Annotated in this window: 20 protein-coding genes; 14 read left to right on the top strand and 6 right to left on the bottom strand. The window is 64.5% G+C overall.

The annotated features are described in order from the left end of the window. Positions 1 to 50: 50 nt before the first annotated feature. From ACGK9R_RS00175 to ACGK9R_RS00155, 5 genes are all read right to left on the bottom strand, one after another. Positions 51 to 344 (bottom strand): EscU/YscU/HrcU family type III secretion system export apparatus switch protein, encoded by a 294-nt coding sequence (locus tag ACGK9R_RS00175; RefSeq protein WP_394577549.1) that lies wholly within the window; start codon positions 342 to 344, stop codon positions 51 to 53. Beyond that, positions 344 to 1,612 carry a flagellar hook-length control protein FliK gene (locus ACGK9R_RS00170; RefSeq protein WP_394577548.1) on the bottom strand — a complete coding sequence of 423 codons (1,269 nt, stop codon included), beginning with the start codon at positions 1,610 to 1,612 and terminating at the stop codon, positions 344 to 346. The genes ACGK9R_RS00175 and ACGK9R_RS00170 overlap by 1 nt, the downstream gene beginning before the upstream one ends. Beyond that, positions 1,609 to 1,995, bottom strand: a complete 387-nt coding sequence (gene fliT, locus ACGK9R_RS00165) for a flagellar protein FliT (protein WP_394577547.1) — start codon at positions 1,993 to 1,995, stop codon at positions 1,609 to 1,611. Before fliT ends, ACGK9R_RS00170 begins: the two co-directional genes overlap by 4 nt. A gap of 8 nt (positions 1,996 to 2,003) precedes the next feature. Then, positions 2,004 to 2,420, bottom strand: a complete 417-nt coding sequence (gene fliS / locus ACGK9R_RS00160) for a flagellar export chaperone FliS (RefSeq protein WP_394577546.1) — start codon at positions 2,418 to 2,420, stop codon at positions 2,004 to 2,006. A 142-nt stretch (positions 2,421 to 2,562) separates the two neighbouring features. Further along, positions 2,563 to 4,257: an HD domain-containing phosphohydrolase gene (locus ACGK9R_RS00155; RefSeq protein WP_394577545.1), complete on the bottom strand. Its 1,695-nt coding sequence runs from the start codon at positions 4,255 to 4,257 to the stop codon at positions 2,563 to 2,565. Between the two features lie 297 nt (positions 4,258 to 4,554). Between ACGK9R_RS00155 and ACGK9R_RS00150 the strand changes: the two genes are divergently transcribed. Then, a complete protein-coding gene (locus ACGK9R_RS00150; protein ID WP_394577544.1) occupies positions 4,555 to 4,914 on the top strand; it encodes a flagellar protein FlaG in 360 nt (119 codons plus the stop codon). A 71-nt stretch (positions 4,915 to 4,985) separates the two neighbouring features. Here the strand turns inward: ACGK9R_RS00150 and fliE are convergent, their stop codons facing one another. After that, entirely contained in the window at positions 4,986 to 5,306 is a 321-nt protein-coding gene (gene fliE / locus ACGK9R_RS00145; RefSeq protein WP_394577543.1) for a flagellar hook-basal body complex protein FliE, read from the bottom strand. A gap of 274 nt (positions 5,307 to 5,580) precedes the next feature. Here fliE and fliF point away from each other — a divergent pair, with 274 nt between their 5' ends. The 13 genes from fliF (at position 5,581) to fliR (ending at position 17,130) form a co-directional block, all read left to right on the top strand. Continuing rightward, entirely contained in the window at positions 5,581 to 7,338 is a 1,758-nt protein-coding gene (gene fliF / locus ACGK9R_RS00140) for a flagellar basal-body MS-ring/collar protein FliF (protein WP_394577542.1), read from the top strand. Beyond that, a complete protein-coding gene (gene fliG, locus ACGK9R_RS00135; RefSeq protein WP_394577541.1) occupies positions 7,331 to 8,338 on the top strand; it encodes a flagellar motor switch protein FliG in 1,008 nt (335 codons plus the stop codon). The genes fliF and fliG overlap by 8 nt, the downstream gene beginning before the upstream one ends. Beyond that, the gene (fliH, locus tag ACGK9R_RS00130; RefSeq protein WP_394577540.1) at positions 8,331 to 9,104 is read left to right on the top strand and encodes a flagellar assembly protein FliH; all 774 of its coding nucleotides are present in this window, start codon (positions 8,331 to 8,333) and stop codon (positions 9,102 to 9,104) included. The genes fliG and fliH overlap by 8 nt, the downstream gene beginning before the upstream one ends. After that, the gene (fliI, locus tag ACGK9R_RS00125) at positions 9,101 to 10,486 is read left to right on the top strand and encodes a flagellar protein export ATPase FliI (protein WP_394577539.1); all 1,386 of its coding nucleotides are present in this window, start codon (positions 9,101 to 9,103) and stop codon (positions 10,484 to 10,486) included. The genes fliH and fliI overlap by 4 nt, the downstream gene beginning before the upstream one ends. A 1-nt stretch (position 10,487) precedes the next feature. Then, entirely contained in the window at positions 10,488 to 10,940 is a 453-nt protein-coding gene (fliJ, locus tag ACGK9R_RS00120) for a flagellar export protein FliJ (protein ID WP_394577538.1), read from the top strand. A gap of 17 nt (positions 10,941 to 10,957) precedes the next feature. Then, positions 10,958 to 12,625, top strand: coding sequence for a flagellar hook-length control protein FliK (locus ACGK9R_RS00115; protein ID WP_394577537.1), 1,668 nt, complete (start codon positions 10,958 to 10,960; stop codon positions 12,623 to 12,625). A gap of 139 nt (positions 12,626 to 12,764) precedes the next feature. Continuing rightward, the gene (fliL, locus tag ACGK9R_RS00110) at positions 12,765 to 13,238 is read left to right on the top strand and encodes a flagellar basal body-associated protein FliL (RefSeq protein ID WP_394577535.1); all 474 of its coding nucleotides are present in this window, start codon (positions 12,765 to 12,767) and stop codon (positions 13,236 to 13,238) included. A 21-nt stretch (positions 13,239 to 13,259) separates the two neighbouring features. Continuing rightward, positions 13,260 to 14,318 carry a flagellar motor switch protein FliM gene (gene fliM / locus ACGK9R_RS00105; RefSeq protein ID WP_394577534.1) on the top strand — a complete coding sequence of 353 codons (1,059 nt, stop codon included), beginning with the start codon at positions 13,260 to 13,262 and terminating at the stop codon, positions 14,316 to 14,318. Continuing rightward, a complete protein-coding gene (gene fliN, locus ACGK9R_RS00100) occupies positions 14,311 to 14,820 on the top strand; it encodes a flagellar motor switch protein FliN (RefSeq protein ID WP_394577532.1) in 510 nt (169 codons plus the stop codon). The genes fliM and fliN overlap by 8 nt, the downstream gene beginning before the upstream one ends. After that, positions 14,817 to 15,242, top strand: coding sequence for a flagellar biosynthetic protein FliO (fliO, locus tag ACGK9R_RS00095; RefSeq protein ID WP_394577531.1), 426 nt, complete (start codon positions 14,817 to 14,819; stop codon positions 15,240 to 15,242). The genes fliN and fliO overlap by 4 nt, the downstream gene beginning before the upstream one ends. An 8-nt stretch (positions 15,243 to 15,250) precedes the next feature. After that, positions 15,251 to 16,039 carry a flagellar type III secretion system pore protein FliP gene (gene fliP / locus ACGK9R_RS00090; protein ID WP_394577530.1) on the top strand — a complete coding sequence of 263 codons (789 nt, stop codon included), beginning with the start codon at positions 15,251 to 15,253 and terminating at the stop codon, positions 16,037 to 16,039. A gap of 31 nt (positions 16,040 to 16,070) precedes the next feature. Beyond that, on the top strand, positions 16,071 to 16,340 hold the full coding sequence (fliQ, locus tag ACGK9R_RS00085; protein WP_263585768.1) for a flagellar biosynthesis protein FliQ: 270 nt from the start codon (positions 16,071 to 16,073) through the stop codon (positions 16,338 to 16,340). Position 16,341: 1 nt separating this feature from the next. Beyond that, a complete protein-coding gene (gene fliR / locus ACGK9R_RS00080) occupies positions 16,342 to 17,130 on the top strand; it encodes a flagellar biosynthetic protein FliR (protein ID WP_394577529.1) in 789 nt (262 codons plus the stop codon). The last annotated feature ends 9 nt before the right edge of the window (positions 17,131 to 17,139 follow it).

The raw sequence follows: 17,139 nt of genomic DNA, 5'->3' as shown, positions 1-17,139 counted from the left end.
AATGGCTGATGTGTGACAACGGCCATGGTTACATACAACGTCTGTATTGGCTACTTGCGCCTTTCGATATGAGTCGAGTCAGTCTCCGTAAGCTCGAAAACCCATACCAGGAGCTCAGCCACTACCTGATACAGGCTAGCAGGAATTTCGCTATCCAGATTAAGTTGCATTAAAAGCGCGACGAGTTCCGGCGCGTCGTGAACGTAAATGCCCTGACGCGCGGCTTCGGCCATGATGCGCTCGGCAAGCTCCCCGTAGCCCTTGGCCACGACGCGCGGCGCTTGGTCGTTCTCCTGATAGGCCAGCGCAACGGCCTGGCGGCGCCGCTCCTGGGAGGCGTCCACTAGGGTTCACCCACGGGCGGTTTGAGGGTGACGCGCACGTGCTGAAAATCGAGCGCTTCGAGGCGGGTGCGAAGGCTCTCCACGGCAGGCGCCAGGCGTTGATGGGTGTCGCTATCGCGGGTCATCACATCGACGCCAAGGGTCGATTGAACGAGCGTGAGCGCTACATCAAAAGCGCCAACGTCCGGGACGTTGAGATGCATCTGCGAGTGCCAGCGCTGCTCGGCGTGCTCGCCTTCACCGCCGGACTCCTGCGACCGGTCGCCGCCGGGCAGCTTGATGATCAGCGCCATGAAAATGCCCGCCCAGACGTCGCCTTCCCAACGAAGGGAAGGCGTGGCCAGCATCTCGAGCTGCTGGCGTACCAGCGGCTGAAGGCTTTCATGTACGATCTCGCGCTTGAGCGTCAGCATCGAGTCAACGTCACGAGCGCCCTCGGCTTCGCCGGCGGCGAGCGCCGCCGCGCCGCGCTGGCCCTCGGTCAGTGGCGCCGGGGTCGAGGCCAGGCTTGTCGCAGGCCGCTCGAACGCGCCCGTCTTGATGCCGCCAGCTTGAGGAGCGCCCGGCGTTGCCACGGGCGGGGTTGGCAAGGCGCCAAGCGCAGGCGTGCCGGCGCCAATCGCTCCAGACGTAGGCGTGGGCACGAACACCAGCGGCGTGCCGGGCAGAATGGAGTTCGTCGTGGCGGGCGCGGTGCCGGGACCCGTAAAGGCGGAAAGCGCCGGCGCCTGGCCGGCGGCCAGGGGCCTGGCCAGCTGCATCTGGGGCTCGCGCATCAGCTGCAGCCGCGGCACGTCGCCCTGAAACCAGCGCTTAAGATGAGATTCATAGAACAGGCCGCTGTCGCGAATGCTGGCGTTCAGGCGCTGGGAGAGCGTATCGGCGCTGATCGGCTCCCCCGGCTGCATGAGCGCAGCGGCCGGGCGCAGCGCGGCGGCGGGCGCGGGAAAGCGCAGCAGCACATCGGCGATACTGCGCGCGGCGGGGCTGAAGTGGGTCTGGGTGGAGTCAGGTGAGGCGTCACCGCCCCGCGCGGTGGGCGGGGCCGGCTGTTTGGGGTCGATCGACGGCGGCAGCCGGCGCAGCTCGTCGATCAGCGGCTGGTGGGTCGGGCGGCCGTCGAGGCCGGCATCACGCGAGAGCGCCCTGGGTCCGTCGCCGGGGGTGACCGGCTGAACCGGCGCATCGATGGGACGCTGCGAAACGTTAGCCTGACGCCCCAACACCTGGTGCATCAGGGTATCGATCAGCGGCGTGATGCCGCTCACGGCGCGGGCTCATCCTGAAAAGGATCGCCCTGCTGAGGCGCGTAGGCGCGGTGAAGATCGCGCTGCTTTCGGGAAACACCGATGAGCTTGCCGAGCTCGTCACGCCGGGTCACCAGGCGCCGGCGGATCTCGACATCGTGCTCGAGAATACGCTCCAGCAGATCGGCCTTTTGCGCCTTGCCGGCATCGTCGAGCTCGACCCGCTCGTCGAGCTCGCGCAGCTTATCGACCAGCACGACGTAGTGGGTACGCTGTTCGATCAACTCCGGCCACTGCTCGGTACTCGCCAACGACTGCATTTGCGCTGCACGCGACAGCAGTTCACCGTAGGTTTCGAGCAGGATTTGTTGGTTATCGGCATGCGCCGTGTCAATAGCCGCCATGATGAGCCTCACGCACTTTGTGGTTGGCCAATTTCCCGCCAGGCCGAGGCGATGTCCTCCAGAAGACGCTCCGCCTGGGTCAAGCTCTCCTCGTCGTTGCGCAGATTGGCCGTCAGCAGGAGCCTGGCGATGTAGTCGTACAGCGACCCCAGCCGCTCGGCGATCGCTCCACCCTTCTCCGCATCGAGCGCGGCGGCCAGGCCGTTGTTGACGATATCCAGCGCCTTCGAAATCGCACGCCCCTTTTCGTTGATGTTGCCCGCCTGCATGTGAATGCGCGCCGCGCGAATCGACGCCTGGGCGCCGTCGAACAGCATGACGATGAGCTGATGCGGGTCCGCGGACATGACGCCGCTCTCTACACCGACCCGAGCATAGGCGCTGGCACCCCGGCCGTAAGCGCTCGCGCTGCGTGAATAGGTCATAAGGGTACTCCGTAGTTAAAAAAAGCCGCCCTGCCCGGCGTTTGATGCGCGCATTGAAGCGGTATCGGCATGGTTTTTAAATCGGCGCAGCCCGGCGCGACTTTAACCCTTGTTGGTTTTTTTGCGCGCGAAATCGAAAGCCTCAAGTGGAGACCGCCAGCTCGCGCACCGGCGAGCCCAAACGCTCGGCCACATCGCCTGAAACGCTGTACTTCAGCGTTGCGCGAAGCGGCGCGGCGGCCTGGTCGGTCAGTACCACTTCAAGCGGTGTCCCCCGCTCGTCGATACGCACGATCCAGGCCAGCTGCTCGCTCGAAAACAGCACCAGCGTGCCGACCGGTAGCGCCGTGAAGTGGTCGATATAGCGCTTGACCCAGCGCGGGTCGAACTGCTCGGGGTGGCTGAGCAGGTAGCGATAGATCTGCTGAGTAGTGGTCGCCGGACGGTCCGGGCGATCGCGGCGCATCGCTTCGACCACGTCGATGATCGCGCAGGCGCGCGACAGCTCGCCGACCGCTTGGCCGTCGAGCCGGTCGGGGTAGCCGCTACCGTCGATACGCTCGTTGATGCCCTTGATCACGGCGTGGGCCACGCTCTGCGAAAGCCACTGGCAGCTTTTGAGCCGCTCTAGCAACAGCCCGGGATGCTCGCTGAGCACTTTCAAGTGAGAGGCTTCGAAGTGCGGCGCGGTATATACCACCTGGGGGATCAGCGCCTTGCCCAGATCGTGAACCAGGGCGCTGGCGACCATGGCCTTGCGCGCATCCGGAGGCAGGTCCGCGCCAATCCAGTCGAGCAGTTGGATCGCCACCGCGATACCATGGCGCACCAGCTCCGGCTCGAGCGACAGACAGCGCGAGGCGAACAGCAGCGCCTGGCGGTCCTCTTCGTGCAGGCTGATGATGCGATCGGCATTGAGCGAGAGCTGGCGCGAATCGATGTCGTTGCCCTGAGTCAGTAGCAGAAGCTGTGCATCGAGGTACGCCGCCACCTTGACCAGCCGCCGGGCGGCGGGTGTGGCGTAGTGCTTCAGATCGCGCCGACCCACCTGATCCTGCTGGCTCCTGGCGATGCCCTGGGAGGTAAAAAGCGGCGAGGCCTGGCGCGCCGAAGCCTCGGCCTCCTTGTCGTAGCGGATCGCCTCGCGCTCGATTTCGCACACGAAATACCAGATCTTGCGTGACTGCTCGGCGCTGTGATCGACCAGCTCGAAGCCGACGCGTAGCAGGTGATGTTCGGCGTCGACCTGTTGATGGCGCGCCTCGGCATCGATCGCAAACGATGTGCCGTCCGGGAAGGTGAACGCGAGGCGCAGCGGCGAGTGGGCCTGAGTGAGGATACCGCTGGCATTGAGCGGCAGCTCCACCTGGCAGCCGCTCTGGGAAAGATCGCGCAGCTCGCCCTGAGCACTCTGGCCCTGGTCGTTGGTCACCGTGACCGCGACGGTCATGCCCAGACGTAGCTGGGCGCGAAACGACTCCCGGCGCTGCAAGACCCAAAGCGCCCCGGGGTAGTCGCTCTCACACAGAAATCGACCGCCGGAGCGGCGGGTTTGCACCAGCGTCAGCGCGGTCGTGCGAATGACCTTGCCCTCGAACTGGCCGCGCAGGAAGAAAGGCTCACCGCTTTGCAATCGGTGCAGCAGATAGCTGACCGGCGATAGATCCATGACCAGCGCCTCGCCCGGGTGCTGTTCCATCAGCACGATGGGTTCAGGGGTAGCATTCGGGGTCGTCAAACAGAGCGACACGCCGCCGTTTTCGATCATCAAGTCCAGCAAGTCGCTGATCGAGGCGTGATCGTCAACGCTTTCAAATCCATCCTGCTCCACTTCCATTACCCACCTCTTCACAGTCGACGCCCGAGTCAACGTCGCTCTTTGCCGCCCAGCATATCAAGGGCAGCTGAAGGCTATCGGCCTATATAGCGCACCGCCAACGGCTATTTTGGGCGTTAGGAGGCTAATCGATTTTTGCGTTCTAAACCGCTAAAGATCGCGCCGCGGCGGTCGATAGCCTGTATCGAGGCCCGTGTGTGCAAGCCGGGGCTTCGAGGCCTGCGAGAGCGTTGCCCGCCTTCCGATCGCCTCTTGAACGAGCGCTTTTATCGAGACAGCCCTTTGGAGAACACACGTATGGACTCTTTATCCCTGGATAGTTCCCTGACGCCCTCGACCGGTGCCGCGACACCTTCGACGCCGCGTCACGAACTCGTCGAACGTCTACTGCAGACGCCCCGGATACCGGCACCCCAAAGCGATGAGTCCGCCAACGTTCCTCGCGAAGCGCTGGAGGAGCCGGTGGCGCGTATCAACGAAACGCTGCGCGAGCGCGGATTGGAGTTCGAGATCAGCGAAGAGTCCTCGAGGATCATTACGCGGGTGATCGATCGGGAAACCCGGGAGGTGATTCGTCAGATTCCCGGCGAAGAGGTGCTGGCGGTGATCAAGCGCTTCGAGGAGTTACAGAGCGGGCTGATCTCGCTCGAGGCTTGAAGCCAAAGCACGGCCGGCCGTGGAAAAAGCGCGGTCGGCCGCTTGCGAGTAAGGAAAAACAAGAAAAGAGGTTACACCTGCATGTTCATGACGTCGCGGTAGGCGCTGACCATTCGGTTGCGCACCTGAAGCCCCATCTGAAAGGCCACGCTCGCCTTTTGCATATCGACCATGACGTCGTTGAGCTCGAGGTTCGAGTCGCCCGCCTGAAACGCCATCGCCTTGGCGTTGGCCCCCTGCTGTAGCTCGTTGATGCGCCGAATCGACGCCTGAAGCTCGCTGCCGAAACCGCTTTGACCAACCGCCGCGGCGTCGTTTTTCATGGGGGCCGCCGCTTGGGAAGCAAGCCCCTGCATCTGCGCCAGCGCCGACTGAATGGCGGGTGAGCTCATACGTAAACCTCACTGGATAAACGACTAAAATAATGTTGCCACCCTACCACTGGCACTAAAACCATCATACGCACAAATACGTCATAAAAGCTGAGCTTTTCCCTCCTTCACGCTGGACGCCCCTAAGGATAATGGCGCTCATCAAAGTTCCGCACCCGTTCACCCAGCTGAACGCCTGTGTAACGACTCACCGTGATTGACGGATATCGCCTATGCCTTCGATGATGATGCGCCTGGGCCGTGCCCTGCCTTGCTCAGCCTCCCGGAGGCCTTCATGAGCGAGAGTGGCGCCACGGCAGGTCGCCAAACCGGCTCGACTCCCAACGCTTCGCAAGGCGCAGCAAACGCCTCGAAAGACAACGCTACGCTGTCGCGCCTGGTCAGACAGATGCGCGCAAGCCCCCTGGTCGTGCTGCTCATTGCCGGCGCGGCCTCGATCGCGCTGGTGGCGGCGCTGTTCATGTGGGCGGGCAGCCCCGAGTACCGCGTGCTCTACAGCAACCTCGACGAGGCGGACGGCGGGCGCATCATCACCGAGCTCGACAGCCGCGCCGTGCCGTACCGCTTCAGCGACAGTGGCCAGGCGCTGATGGTGCCCGCCGACCAGGTGCATATGCTGCGCCTGCAGCTCGCCGAACAGGGCCTGCCGCGGGGCGGCAACCTGGGCCTCGAGCTGATGGACAATCAGGCCTTCGGCATCAGCCAGTTCGCCGAACAGGTCAACTTTCAGCGCGGTCTGGAGGGCGAGCTCGCCCGCTCCATCGAATCCCTGGGGCCGGTCGAGCGTGTGCGCGTGCACCTCTCGATGGCCAAACCGTCGGTGTTCATCCGCGACCGCGAGCCGGCCAAGGCGTCGGTGGTGCTGACCCTGGCCCCCGGGCGCGTGCTCGGCGAGGGCCAGGTCAGCGCTATCGTACACATGGTGTCGAGCAGCGTGCCGGAACTCGCCGCCGAAGCCGTCACCGTGGTCGACCAGAGCGGCCGCCTGCTTTCGGCCCAGGCCGCGCGCGGTGGTAACGACCTGGACGGCAGCCAGCTCGAGTACATCGCCGAGGTGGAGCGCTCCTACCAGCGGCGCATCGAAAATATCCTGACGCCGATTCTGGGTAGCGACAACGTGCGCGCCCAAGTGGCGGCCCAAATCGACTTCTCGCGCCGCGAGCAGACCTCCGAGCGCTACGGGCCGAACCAGCCGCCCAACGAAGCCGCGCTGAGAAGTCGCCAGCTCAACCTCTCTTTTGATGGCGAAAACCCGCTCGCGGGCGGCATTCCCGGCGCACTGAGCAACACTCCGCCGGGCGTGGCGGCCTCGCTGATCAACCAGCCCGACGAAGAGGGCGACGAAGGCGAAGGCACCGACGAGCCGACGCTTTCCAACCTGCGCCAGGAGGATATCGTCAACTACGAGGTGGATCGCAGCATCGAGCATGTGCAGCAGCGTCTGGGGCAGATACAGCGTCTATCGGCCGCGGTCGTGGTCGACTTTAGAACCGTGATCAACAGCGACGGCGAAGCCGAGCAGGTGGCGCTGACCCAGGACGAAATCAATCAGCTCGAACGGCTGGTACAGCAGGCGATGGGCTTCTCCGAGGGTCGCGGCGACCAGATCGAAGTGGTCAATACGCCCTTCGTACGCGGCGCGGAAGAGAGCGAAGAAGAGACCACCTGGTGGCAGCAGCCGGCAACGCTGTCGCTCGCCGCCACCCTGGGCCGCTACCTGATGGTGCTGCTCGTTGCGCTCTTGCTGTATCTATTGATTCTGCGTCCGCTGATCAAGCGCTACACCCAAACACCGCCCGCCGCGGCGCCGGCAGCGCCGGGCAGCACGTTCCGGGTCAGCGTTGGCGACGACGAGGACGAAAGCGTCGAAACCGACGAGCTACTGGATGACGAAGGCGCTGCCGAGCGGCCCAAGCGACGCCGCAAGACGTCGCTTTACGAGAACAATCTCAAGGACCTGCAGGACATGGCCAAGGACGACCCGCGCATGGTCGCCATGATTATTCGCAGCTGGATGAATGCCAATGAGTAGCGCCATTGCACAGATGAGCGGCGCCCGTAAAAGCGCCATTCTGCTTCTGACCCTGGACGAAGACAGCGCCGCAGAGGTATTCAAGTACCTCAACGCCGCCGAGGTGCAGGCGATCAGTCTCGAGATGGCGAAGCTCGATCAGATCTCTCACGAGGACATGAAAGCGGTGCTCGACGCCTTCCATCGCGAAACCGAGGATTTCGTCGCGCTCAACCTCAACTCGAGCGACCACATTCGCTCGGTGCTGACCAAGGCGCTGGGCAGCGAACGTGCTTCCAGCCTGATCGAGGACATCCTCGAGAGTACCGGCAATAGCACCGGCATCGATTCGCTGAACCTGATGGAAGCCTCGATGGTCGCCGAGCTGATCCGCGACGAGCACCCGCAGATCATCGCCACCATCCTGATTCATCTGGAGCGCCACCAGGCCGCCAACATTCTCGAGCTGTTCGACGAGAAGCTGCGCAACGACGTAGTGCTGCGCATCGCCACCTTCAGCGGCGTGCAGCCCGCCGCCCTTCAGGAGCTGACCGAAGTGCTGACCAGCATGCTGGACGGTCAGAACCTCAAGCGCAGCAAGATGGGCGGCGTAAGAACCGCCGCGGAGATCCTCAACCTGATGAACTCTTCTCAGGAAGAGGGGGCGATCGACACCGTACGCGCTCACAACGAGGACCTGGCGCAGAAGATCATCGACGAGATGTTCCTGTTCGAGAACCTGATCGACCTGGACAGCCGCGCGATCCAGCTGGTCCTTCAGGAAGTGGAAACCAACTCGCTGGTCATCGCCCTGAAGGGCGCGCCGGAAGCGCTGATGGACAAGTTCCTGCGCAACATGTCCCAGCGCGCCGCGGATCTGGTGCGCGAGGACATGGAAGCGCGCGGCCCGGTTCGCGTCTCCCAGGTCGAAACCGAGCAGAAAGCCATCCTGCAGGTGGTGCGCCGCCTGGCCGACTCCGGCGAGATAGTGCTGGCCGGCGGAGACGACGAGTATGTCTAATTCACCCACCAGCGAGTTCGACCGTCACGGCCAGTGGCAGCGCTGGCAGATGGATGAATTAAAGAGCGACGCCCAACGGGCCGATAAGGACAATGCTGCCTCGAGTCCTCACCAGCGCCGGGTCGCCGCCGCGCAAAAAGCCGCCGAGCAGGCGCGCCAGCGTGAACAGCACGAGCGCGAGGCGCTGCTTACCCGCGTGCGCCGTGACGCCGAGGAGCAGGGCTACCAGGCCGGGCTCGCCAAGGGCCATAAGGAAGGGCTCGAACGGGGCCTGAAAGAGGGTCGCGAGCAGGCGCAGGCCACGTTGAACGACCAGATACACCAAGCCGTGGCACCGCTCGAGGCGCTGGCCCGCCAGTTTGCCAGCGCCCTCGAGCGGCTCGACGACACCATTGCCGACGACCTGGTGGAGCTTGCCATGATGACCGGGCGCCAGCTGGCGCTCGATACGCTCACAGCGCACCCGGAGCAGGTTCTTGCGCTGGTGCGCGAGCTTCTGCACACCGAGCCGCCGCTTACCGGCCAGCAGCGGCTGTGGCTCAATCCCGACGACCATGCGCTGGTCGAGGAGCATCTGGGCGACGAGCTTCGCGCCGCGAACTGGGCGCTGCAGCCCGACGATCAGCTCGCCCGAGGCGGCTGCCGGGTAACCAGCGCCCAGGGCGAGCTCGACGCCACCTTCGAAAGCCGTTGGCAGGCCATCGCCGCCCAGATGCGCAAGCGCCACAAGCCCGCTGAGCCCGGGCAGGCCCAGGAGAGCCCATGAGCGCCGCCCCGATGTTGCACGCCCAGCGCTGGCGCAAGGCGCTGACCCGCACCACCCAGCGGGTGAGCCAGGTGCCCACCTACCGGCGCAGCGGCCGCGTGGTACGCGCCACCGGCATGGTGATCGAGGTCGTGGGTCTGCAGGTCGCGGTGGGCAGCGCCTGTCGTATCGAGCTGCCCGGCGCCGACGGGCGTCTGGGGGAGAGCGCGCAGCACGCCGAGGCCGAAGTGGTCGGGTTTGCCGGGGACAAGCTCTTTCTGATGCCACTCGAGGAGATTTCCGGGCTGATGCCCGGCGCCCGCGTCTCGCCGCTTTCCGACGGCGGCCACAGCGCGCGGCGCTTTCCCGTCGGCGAGGAGCTTCTGGGCCGGGTGCTCGACGGCAACGGCAACCCGCTCGACGATCGCGAAGCGACCGACGACATCACTCGGGCGACGCTGCACACCGCGCCCCTCAATCCGCTGTCGCGGGCGCCGATCGACACCCCGATCGACGTCGGCATCCGCGCGATCAACGCCCTGCTGAGCGTCGGCAAGGGCCAGCGCATGGGGCTGTTCGCCGGCTCCGGCGTGGGCAAGTCGGTGCTGCTGGGGATGATGGCGCGCTACACCCAGGCCGATGTCATCGTGGTCGGCCTTATCGGCGAGCGCGGGCGCGAGGTGCAGGATTTCATCGACAACATTCTCGGCCCGGAGGGGCGCCGCCGCTCGGTGGTGGTCGCCGCCCCGGCAGACACCTCGCCGCTGCAGCGTTTGCAGGGCGCCGCCTACGCCACACGTTTGGCCGAAGGGTTTCGCGACAGCGGGCGCAACGTGCTCTTGATCATGGACTCGCTCACCCGCTACGCCATGGCCCAGCGCGAAATCGCACTCGCCATCGGCGAGCCGCCGGCGACCAAGGGCTATCCGCCGTCGGTGTTTGCCAAGCTGCCGGGGCTTGTCGAGCGCGCCGGCAACGCCGAGCGCGGCGGCGGTTCGATCACGGCGTTCTACACCGTATTGACCGAAGGCGACGACCAGCAGGACCCGATCGCCGACTCCGCCCGGGCGATTCTGGATGGCCATATCGTGCTCTCGCGCAGCCTGGCGGAAGCGGGCCACTACCCGGCGATCGATATCGAAGCCTCGATCAGCCGGGCGATGAACGCGGTGGCCACCGACGAGCAGATCAACCGGGCGCGTGCCTTCAAGCAGCTTTTTTCACGCTATCAGCGTAACCGCGACCTGATCAGCGTCGGCGCCTACACGCCCGGACACGACCCCAGGCTCGACGAGGCGGTGAACCTGTTTCCAACGCTCGAAGGTTTTTTGCAACAGCGTATCGATGAACGCGCCACCCTCGATGAGTCGAGGCAGGCGCTAGCGCAGGTAGTGGGAGGTTGACATGCAGCATTCACAGCTCGATATCCTGACCGATCTGGCCCGGGACGCGCGCGACCAGGCGGGCAAGCTGCTCGCCGAAGAGCGCCAGAGCCAGCACCAGACCCAAGCGCAGCTCGACTCGCTCAGCCGCTACCGCGCCGAGTACGCCGAGCGTTTGCAAAGTGCCATGCGCGACGGCATCGACCCGGCCACCATGTTCAACTACCAGCAGTTTCTGGCCTCGCTCGACGCCGCGCTCGGCCGCGCCCGCCAGGCGCTGACCGCGCAGCAAAAGCGCGTGCAGCAAAGCCAGCAGCACTGGCAGCAGGAGCAGCGCAAGCTCTCCTCGTTCGATACCCTGGCCTCGCGTCGGCTGCTCGAAGAGCATCGCCGCCAGGAGCGCGCCGACCAGAAGGCCAACGATGAGTTCGTCAGCGCCCGCACCGCGCGGCGCTCTCCGGACAGTTCGCAGTAATCGCGAGGAGTTCACCCATGACCATGACGTTACTGCTTCAACCGCTTCAGAATCTGCGCGGCGCGCTCTCCACCCTCAACGGCGGGCAGACACCCCAGAGTCAGAGTGCGCCGGCGGGCTTTCAATCGGCGCTGCGCCAGGCCTTCGATACCCGCGCGGGTAGCGCCCCCTCGCAGGCCGCACCGGAGACCGCGCCGCTCGAGGCGTTTCGCGACGCGCTGGCCGCGCTCGGCGCCGATGTCGATACGCTCGATGACAACGAGCTACGGGCGCTTTTCGATGCGACCGAGCAAGCGCTTTCGAGTAAGGTCGATTCGCCCGAATCAAATCTCGAGAGCATCGCGCAACTACTGGCACAGGCCAAACCCATCGACGCGTTGGCCGCGCTCGGTGCCGAAGCCGAAGCGCTCGATGATGCCGACCTGGAAGCAATCTTTCACTCGACCGAGCAAGCTTCTTCGAGCGAGGCCGCCTCGCCCGAGACCAATCTCGCTAACGTTATGCAAGCGCTTACACAGGCCAGGCCCGCTCAAGAGCCGGTCGACGATGCGCTGGCCGCGCTCGGCGCAGGTGTCGAGGCGCTCGATGATGCCGACCTGAACGCCCTCTTTCACGCGACAGAGCAAGCGCTTTCGAGCGCGGCCGCCCCACCCGAATTAAATCTCGCCAGCGCTGCACAGCTGCTGACACGCGCCGAATCCGATCAAATACCGGCCGCTTCGGCACCAAGCCTTAACGAGCCAGCCCTACTGGCCGATGAACAGACTCGACGTGCGCAGGAAAGCGGTATCGACTTTCAAAGCGCACTCCCCGCTGACGATGCGCTGCTCGACGTACAGGCGCGGCTGGCGCTGGTGGCGGCCTTTACCGGCCCGGCGAACGCCGAGGCGGCAGCTGCATCGTCCAGGGCCCCGGCCCTGGGCGATGCCGCCGCGCGTCTATTGAGCGCACTTGAGGGTCTTCGCCCCGAGTCGGGCGCTCTGCGTAGCGGCACAGAGCCAAGCGCCAGCGCGTGGTCCGCCAGCGAGCGTCCAACCTGGAGCACTCAGCCGCTGATGTCGCTTTACGCCAGCGCCGCCACGACAAACAGCGAGCCGCTGGACGCGGACCCGCTGCCCGCCACTCTCACTTCGAGCGTGAGCACCAGCGCGCTCCAGGGCGCGCTTGGCCAAACCGGCGCGAACGGCGAGCAGACGCTAGCGGCCACCGCGCCGACCATCGCCGCTTCAGCACCGGCGGCGAACACCCCCGGCTTGCCGCTCGCCAGCTCCGCCTTCCCCGAGAAGCTCGGCCAACAGTTGATTCAATTGACCCAGCGCGGCGGCGAGCAGCAGGTCAAGCTCGAGCTGCACCCCGCCGAGCTTGGCCCGCTGACGATCACGCTCAAGGTGGGCGAGCAGCACACCCAAGCGCAGTTCTTCTCGGCCCACGCCCAGGTACGCCAGATCGTCGAACAGGCCATCCCTCAGCTGCGCGAAGCGCTGGCCGAGCAGGGAATTTCACTCGGTGAGACCTCGGTAGGCGAGCAGGGCCGCCCCGGTGAGCAGGGCGCCTTCGCCAACGCCCGCGGTGGCGCCCGGAGCGATGGGCGGGCACCCGGCGATGACGCCGGCGAGCCTATCGAAGGCGGCCTGGCTACGCCGGTGCGCTTGACGCTGGATGGCCGGGTCGACCTCTACGCCTAAGCCGAATGTCGTGGCAGCGGGATTAAATAGCTAAACCAAAAGATAGGCTCACCCGTTGAGCCTGTTCATTTATTAAGCACTGAGCGCGTTAGGCATAATGCAGGGCACGCGTCAGACGCAAGCATCACGGGAACACTCCATGGCAGAAAAAAGCGGCGGGTCGAAAAAACTGCTCTACATCATGATCGCGCTGGTCGTGCTTTCGTTACTGGGCGCGGGCGCTGCGGTCTATATGGTGCTCGGCCACTCAAACGAGGGCGAAGCGGGCCAGACCCAGCAAACCGCCAAACCTGAGCCGCCGGTTTTCACCCGTATCGAGCCGTTCACGGTCAACCTGGCCGATGACCGCTATGGGTCGCGCCTTTTGTACACCGGGATTACCCTGCGCGTCGGCGGCGAGCAGAGCAAAAAGATCATCGAAGAGCACATGCCTCAGGTGCGCAGCCGCCTTCTGATTCTTCTTTCCGGCAAGCAGGCCAGCGAGCTGACCTCGACCGAGGGCAAGGAGGCGCTGGCCCAAGCGATCATCAACCGGCTGACCGTGCCGCTGACGGAGAATCAGCCGCCGCTGGATCTTCAGGAAGTGCTGTTCACCGATTTCATCGTGCAATAACCTCGGGCGCGGGAGCCGTTCATGTCACAGGACGATCTACTGTCCCAGGAAGAAATCGACGCCCTGTTGAAGGGCGTCAGCGGAGACGATGAGCCCGCAAGCAGCGGCTCGTCGGCCTCACGAGACGATCGCGTTCGCCCCTACGACCCGGCCACCCAGCACCGGGTCATTCGCGAGCGCCTTCACGCACTGGATTTCATCAACGAGCGCTTTGCCCGCCATTTCCGAAGCGGGCTCTTTAACCTGATTCGCCGCAGCGCCGATATCACGGTGGAGTCGGTGCGCTATCAAAGCTTCAGCGATTTTTCGCGCAACGTGCCGGTGCCCACCAACCTGAACATCGTTTCCCTGCGGCCGCTGCGCGGCTCGGCGCTGGTAGTCTTTCCGCCCAACCTGGTCTTCATGGTGGTGGATAACCTGTTCGGCGGCGACGGCCGCTTTGTGACCAAATCCGATGGGCGCGACTTCACCAATACCGAGCAGCGCATCATTCAGCGCGTGCTCAACCTGGCGATCGATGCCTACCAGGAGGCCTGGAAGGTGGTCTACCCGCTGGAGGTCAACTTCCTGCGCTCCGAAGTGCAGTCCAAGTTCGCCAACATCACCAACTCGCCCAACGAGATCGTGGTGAACACCAAGTTCAATATCGACGTGGGCAACCTCTCCAGCAGCTTTCAGATCTGCATGCCCTACGCCATGATCGAGCCGCTCAGAGACCTGCTCGCCAACCCGATCAACGACAGTAACCACGACCAGGACGGCAGCTGGACGCGACGCATGGCGGGCGAACTGCGCCAGTCCGAGGTGGAACTGGTCGCCGAGTTCGCCAGCATCCCCAGCCGCATCGCTCAGGTGATGGGGCTGAAAAAGGGCGACGTGCTGCCCATGGAGATTCCGCCTACCGTGACCGCCAGTGTCGATGGTGTGCCGGTCATGGAGTGCGAATACGGCAGCCAACAGCAGCATCGCGCGCTGCGCGTGCTCCACATGATCGATCACGGCGCCATGAACAACGCCCCGTCCGTGGACTTCGTCAAGAGCCCGCCGCGACGCCAAGCCAAGGAACCAACGCATGACTGATCCCCAAAAGCCCGATCCATCCATATCCGACGACGATTGGGCCAGCGCCATGGCCGAGCAGGCCGACGACAGCGACCCAGCAGGCGAAGAGGACCCCTGGGCGGCCGCCATGGCCGAGCAGGAGGCCGCCGAGCAGTCAGGCAACGAGCCAGCGCCGGCGCCGAGCGCGCCCCCGGCGGCAAAAGCGGCGAGCGACGACGTGTTTCGCCCGCTCAGCGGTGAAAGCCCGGTGGGCGCGTCGCGCGATCTGGAAATGATCATGGACATTCCGGTCAAGCTCACCGTCGAGCTTGGCCGCACCAAACTCACCATCAAGCAGCTTTTAGAGCTTGCCCAGGGCTCGGTCATCGAGCTCGAAGGCCTGGCCGGCGAGCCGATGGACATTCTGATCAACGGCTACCTGATCGCCCAGGGCGAGGTCGTGGTGGTGGAGGACAAGTACGGTATCCGGATCACCGAAATCATTACGCCCTCCGAGCGTATCCACAAGCTCAACCGATGAGTGTCGCCGCCCCCACCAGCCAGACCGGCGCGGTCGATGCGCTGGGTTCCGACGCCCTGATCGGTATGGCCGCGCTCGGCAAGACCGCCGCGGCCCTGGCGCTGGTGATCGCGATCATCATTGCTTGCACGGCGCTCTTGAAGCGCGTGCAGCAAAAGCGCTTCGACAGCGGCGCCCGGCTGAAGGTAGTCGGCTCGACCGCCGTGGGCGGGCGCGAGCGCGTCGTGGTGGTCGAGATCGAGGATACCTGGCTGGTACTGGGCGTCGGCGGCGGTCGCATCACGCGACTGCACGAACGGCCCGCCCCGCCGGATCGCCCGGCTCCGCAGGCACGCGCCTCCGCCGGCTTCTCGAAACGCCTGGCCGGCGCGCTTTCCAAGCGCACCGCCTCTTCTGCCGAGCCTCCTTCATCATCGTCATGAGAGATGCCATGCCCCGCTTTCGGCTCCCTTTTCATACGCGGCGCCTCGAGGTGCTTTTGCGACTCATCCCGCTGGCGCTGATACTGCTTGGCTTGGCCGTGCCCGTCGCGGCGCAGCAGCTGCCGTCCGGCATCGTCTCGCAGCCTCTGGAAGGCGGCGGCCAGCAGTGGTCGCTGTCGCTGCAGACGCTTTTGTTGCTGAGTTCGCTGGCGTTTCTGCCCGCGATGCTTTTGATGATGACCAGCTTCACGCGCATCATCATCGTGCTGAGCCTGCTACGCACCGCCATGGGCACCCAGTCCACGCCGCCCAACCAGGTGCTGTTGGGCATCGCGCTGTTTCTGACCTTTTTCATCATGTCGCCGGTGCTCTCGCAGGTTTACGACACGGCCTGGCAGCCGCTTTCCAACGAGACGATCAATTTCGAGGAGTTTCTGGTGCGCGCCCAGATTCCCTTTCGCGAGTTCATGCTGGCGCAGACGCGTGAGCCGGATCTCGCGCTGTTCGTGCGCCTGGCCGATGTCGGCCCGATGCAGGGCCCCGAGGATCTGCCCATGCGCGTGCTGCTGCCATCGTTTGTCACCAGCGAGCTCAAGACCGCGTTTCAGATCGGCTTCACCATCTTCATTCCGTTTCTGATCATCGACCTGGTGGTCGCCAGCACGCTGATGGCGCTGGGCATGATGATGGTGCCACCGGTGACCATTTCGCTGCCGTTCAAGCTGATGCTGTTCGTGCTGGTCGATGGCTGGCAGCTTTTAATCGGCTCGCTGGCCGAAAGCTTCTACATGCTTTGACGCAGGTTAACCCTCGGCTCAAGGAGCGATCATGACCCCCGAGACCGTAATGAGCATCGCCTACCAGGGCATGCGCCTGACCCTGTTCATGGGCGCCCCGGTACTGCTGGCGGCGCTGTTCACCGGCTTGATCATCAGCCTTTTTCAGGCCGCGACCCAGATCAACGAGATGACGCTGACCTTCATCCCGAAGATTCTGGCGGTGTTCGCCGTGCTAGTGCTCGCCGGCCCCTGGTTGATCGGGCTGATCACTGACTTCACCCACCGTCTGTTCGTCAATATCCCGCAAATGGTGATGTAGCGTGGTCGAGGTCACCTCGGACCAGCTCCAGCTCTGGCTGACGCTGTTTTTCTGGCCCTTCGTGCGCATCACTTCGTTCATGGCGGTGGCGCCGCTGTGGGGGCACTCGAGCATTCCCAACCAGGCCAAGGCGGGGCTCGCCGCGCTGGTGGCCATCACCATCGCGCCGCTGCTGCCGCCCATGCCCGAGGCGCCGATCTTCTCCTGGGCGAGTTTCGGCATCATGGTCGAGCAGATCGTGATCGGGCTCGCCATCGGGCTGGTCATGCACATCGTGTTTGCGGTGGTGCAGGCAGCCGGCGAGTTCATCGGCCTGCAGATGGGCCTGGCCTTCGCCAGCTTCTTCGACCCCTCCAGCGGCACCAACATCATGGTGCTCTCGCGCATTCTCTACATGGTGACGCTTTTGATGTTTCTGGCGCTCAACGGCCATTTGATGGTGCTTGAAACGCTGGTCATGAGCTTTCAGACGCTGCCGGTAGGGTTTGCCGGCTTGAACCCCAACGCCTTCGAGCTACTGGCGCGCTACGCTGGTACCATTTTCGCCTCGGGGCTTTTGCTCGCGTTGCCGCTAGTCGCTTCGCTTTTGATCATCAGCCTGTCGCTGGGCATTCTGAATCGCTCCGCACCGCAGCTCACCGTGTTCAACATCGGCTTTCCCGCCTCGCTCACCGTGGGGCTGGTGCTATTGATGGTGCTGATGACCGACATTGGCCGCTTTTTGCAGCCGCTTTTCAGCCAGGGCTTGGCGTTCATGCAGGGGTTGATCGAGACGATGGCGGACATCTGATCAGGGCAC

This window comes from Halomonas sp. HNIBRBA4712, assembly GCF_043558675.1.
Classification (GTDB): domain Bacteria; phylum Pseudomonadota; class Gammaproteobacteria; order Pseudomonadales; family Halomonadaceae; genus Vreelandella.
Note: the sequence above shows the minus strand (reverse complement) of the source record. Positions and strands in the feature narration are given on the sequence as shown.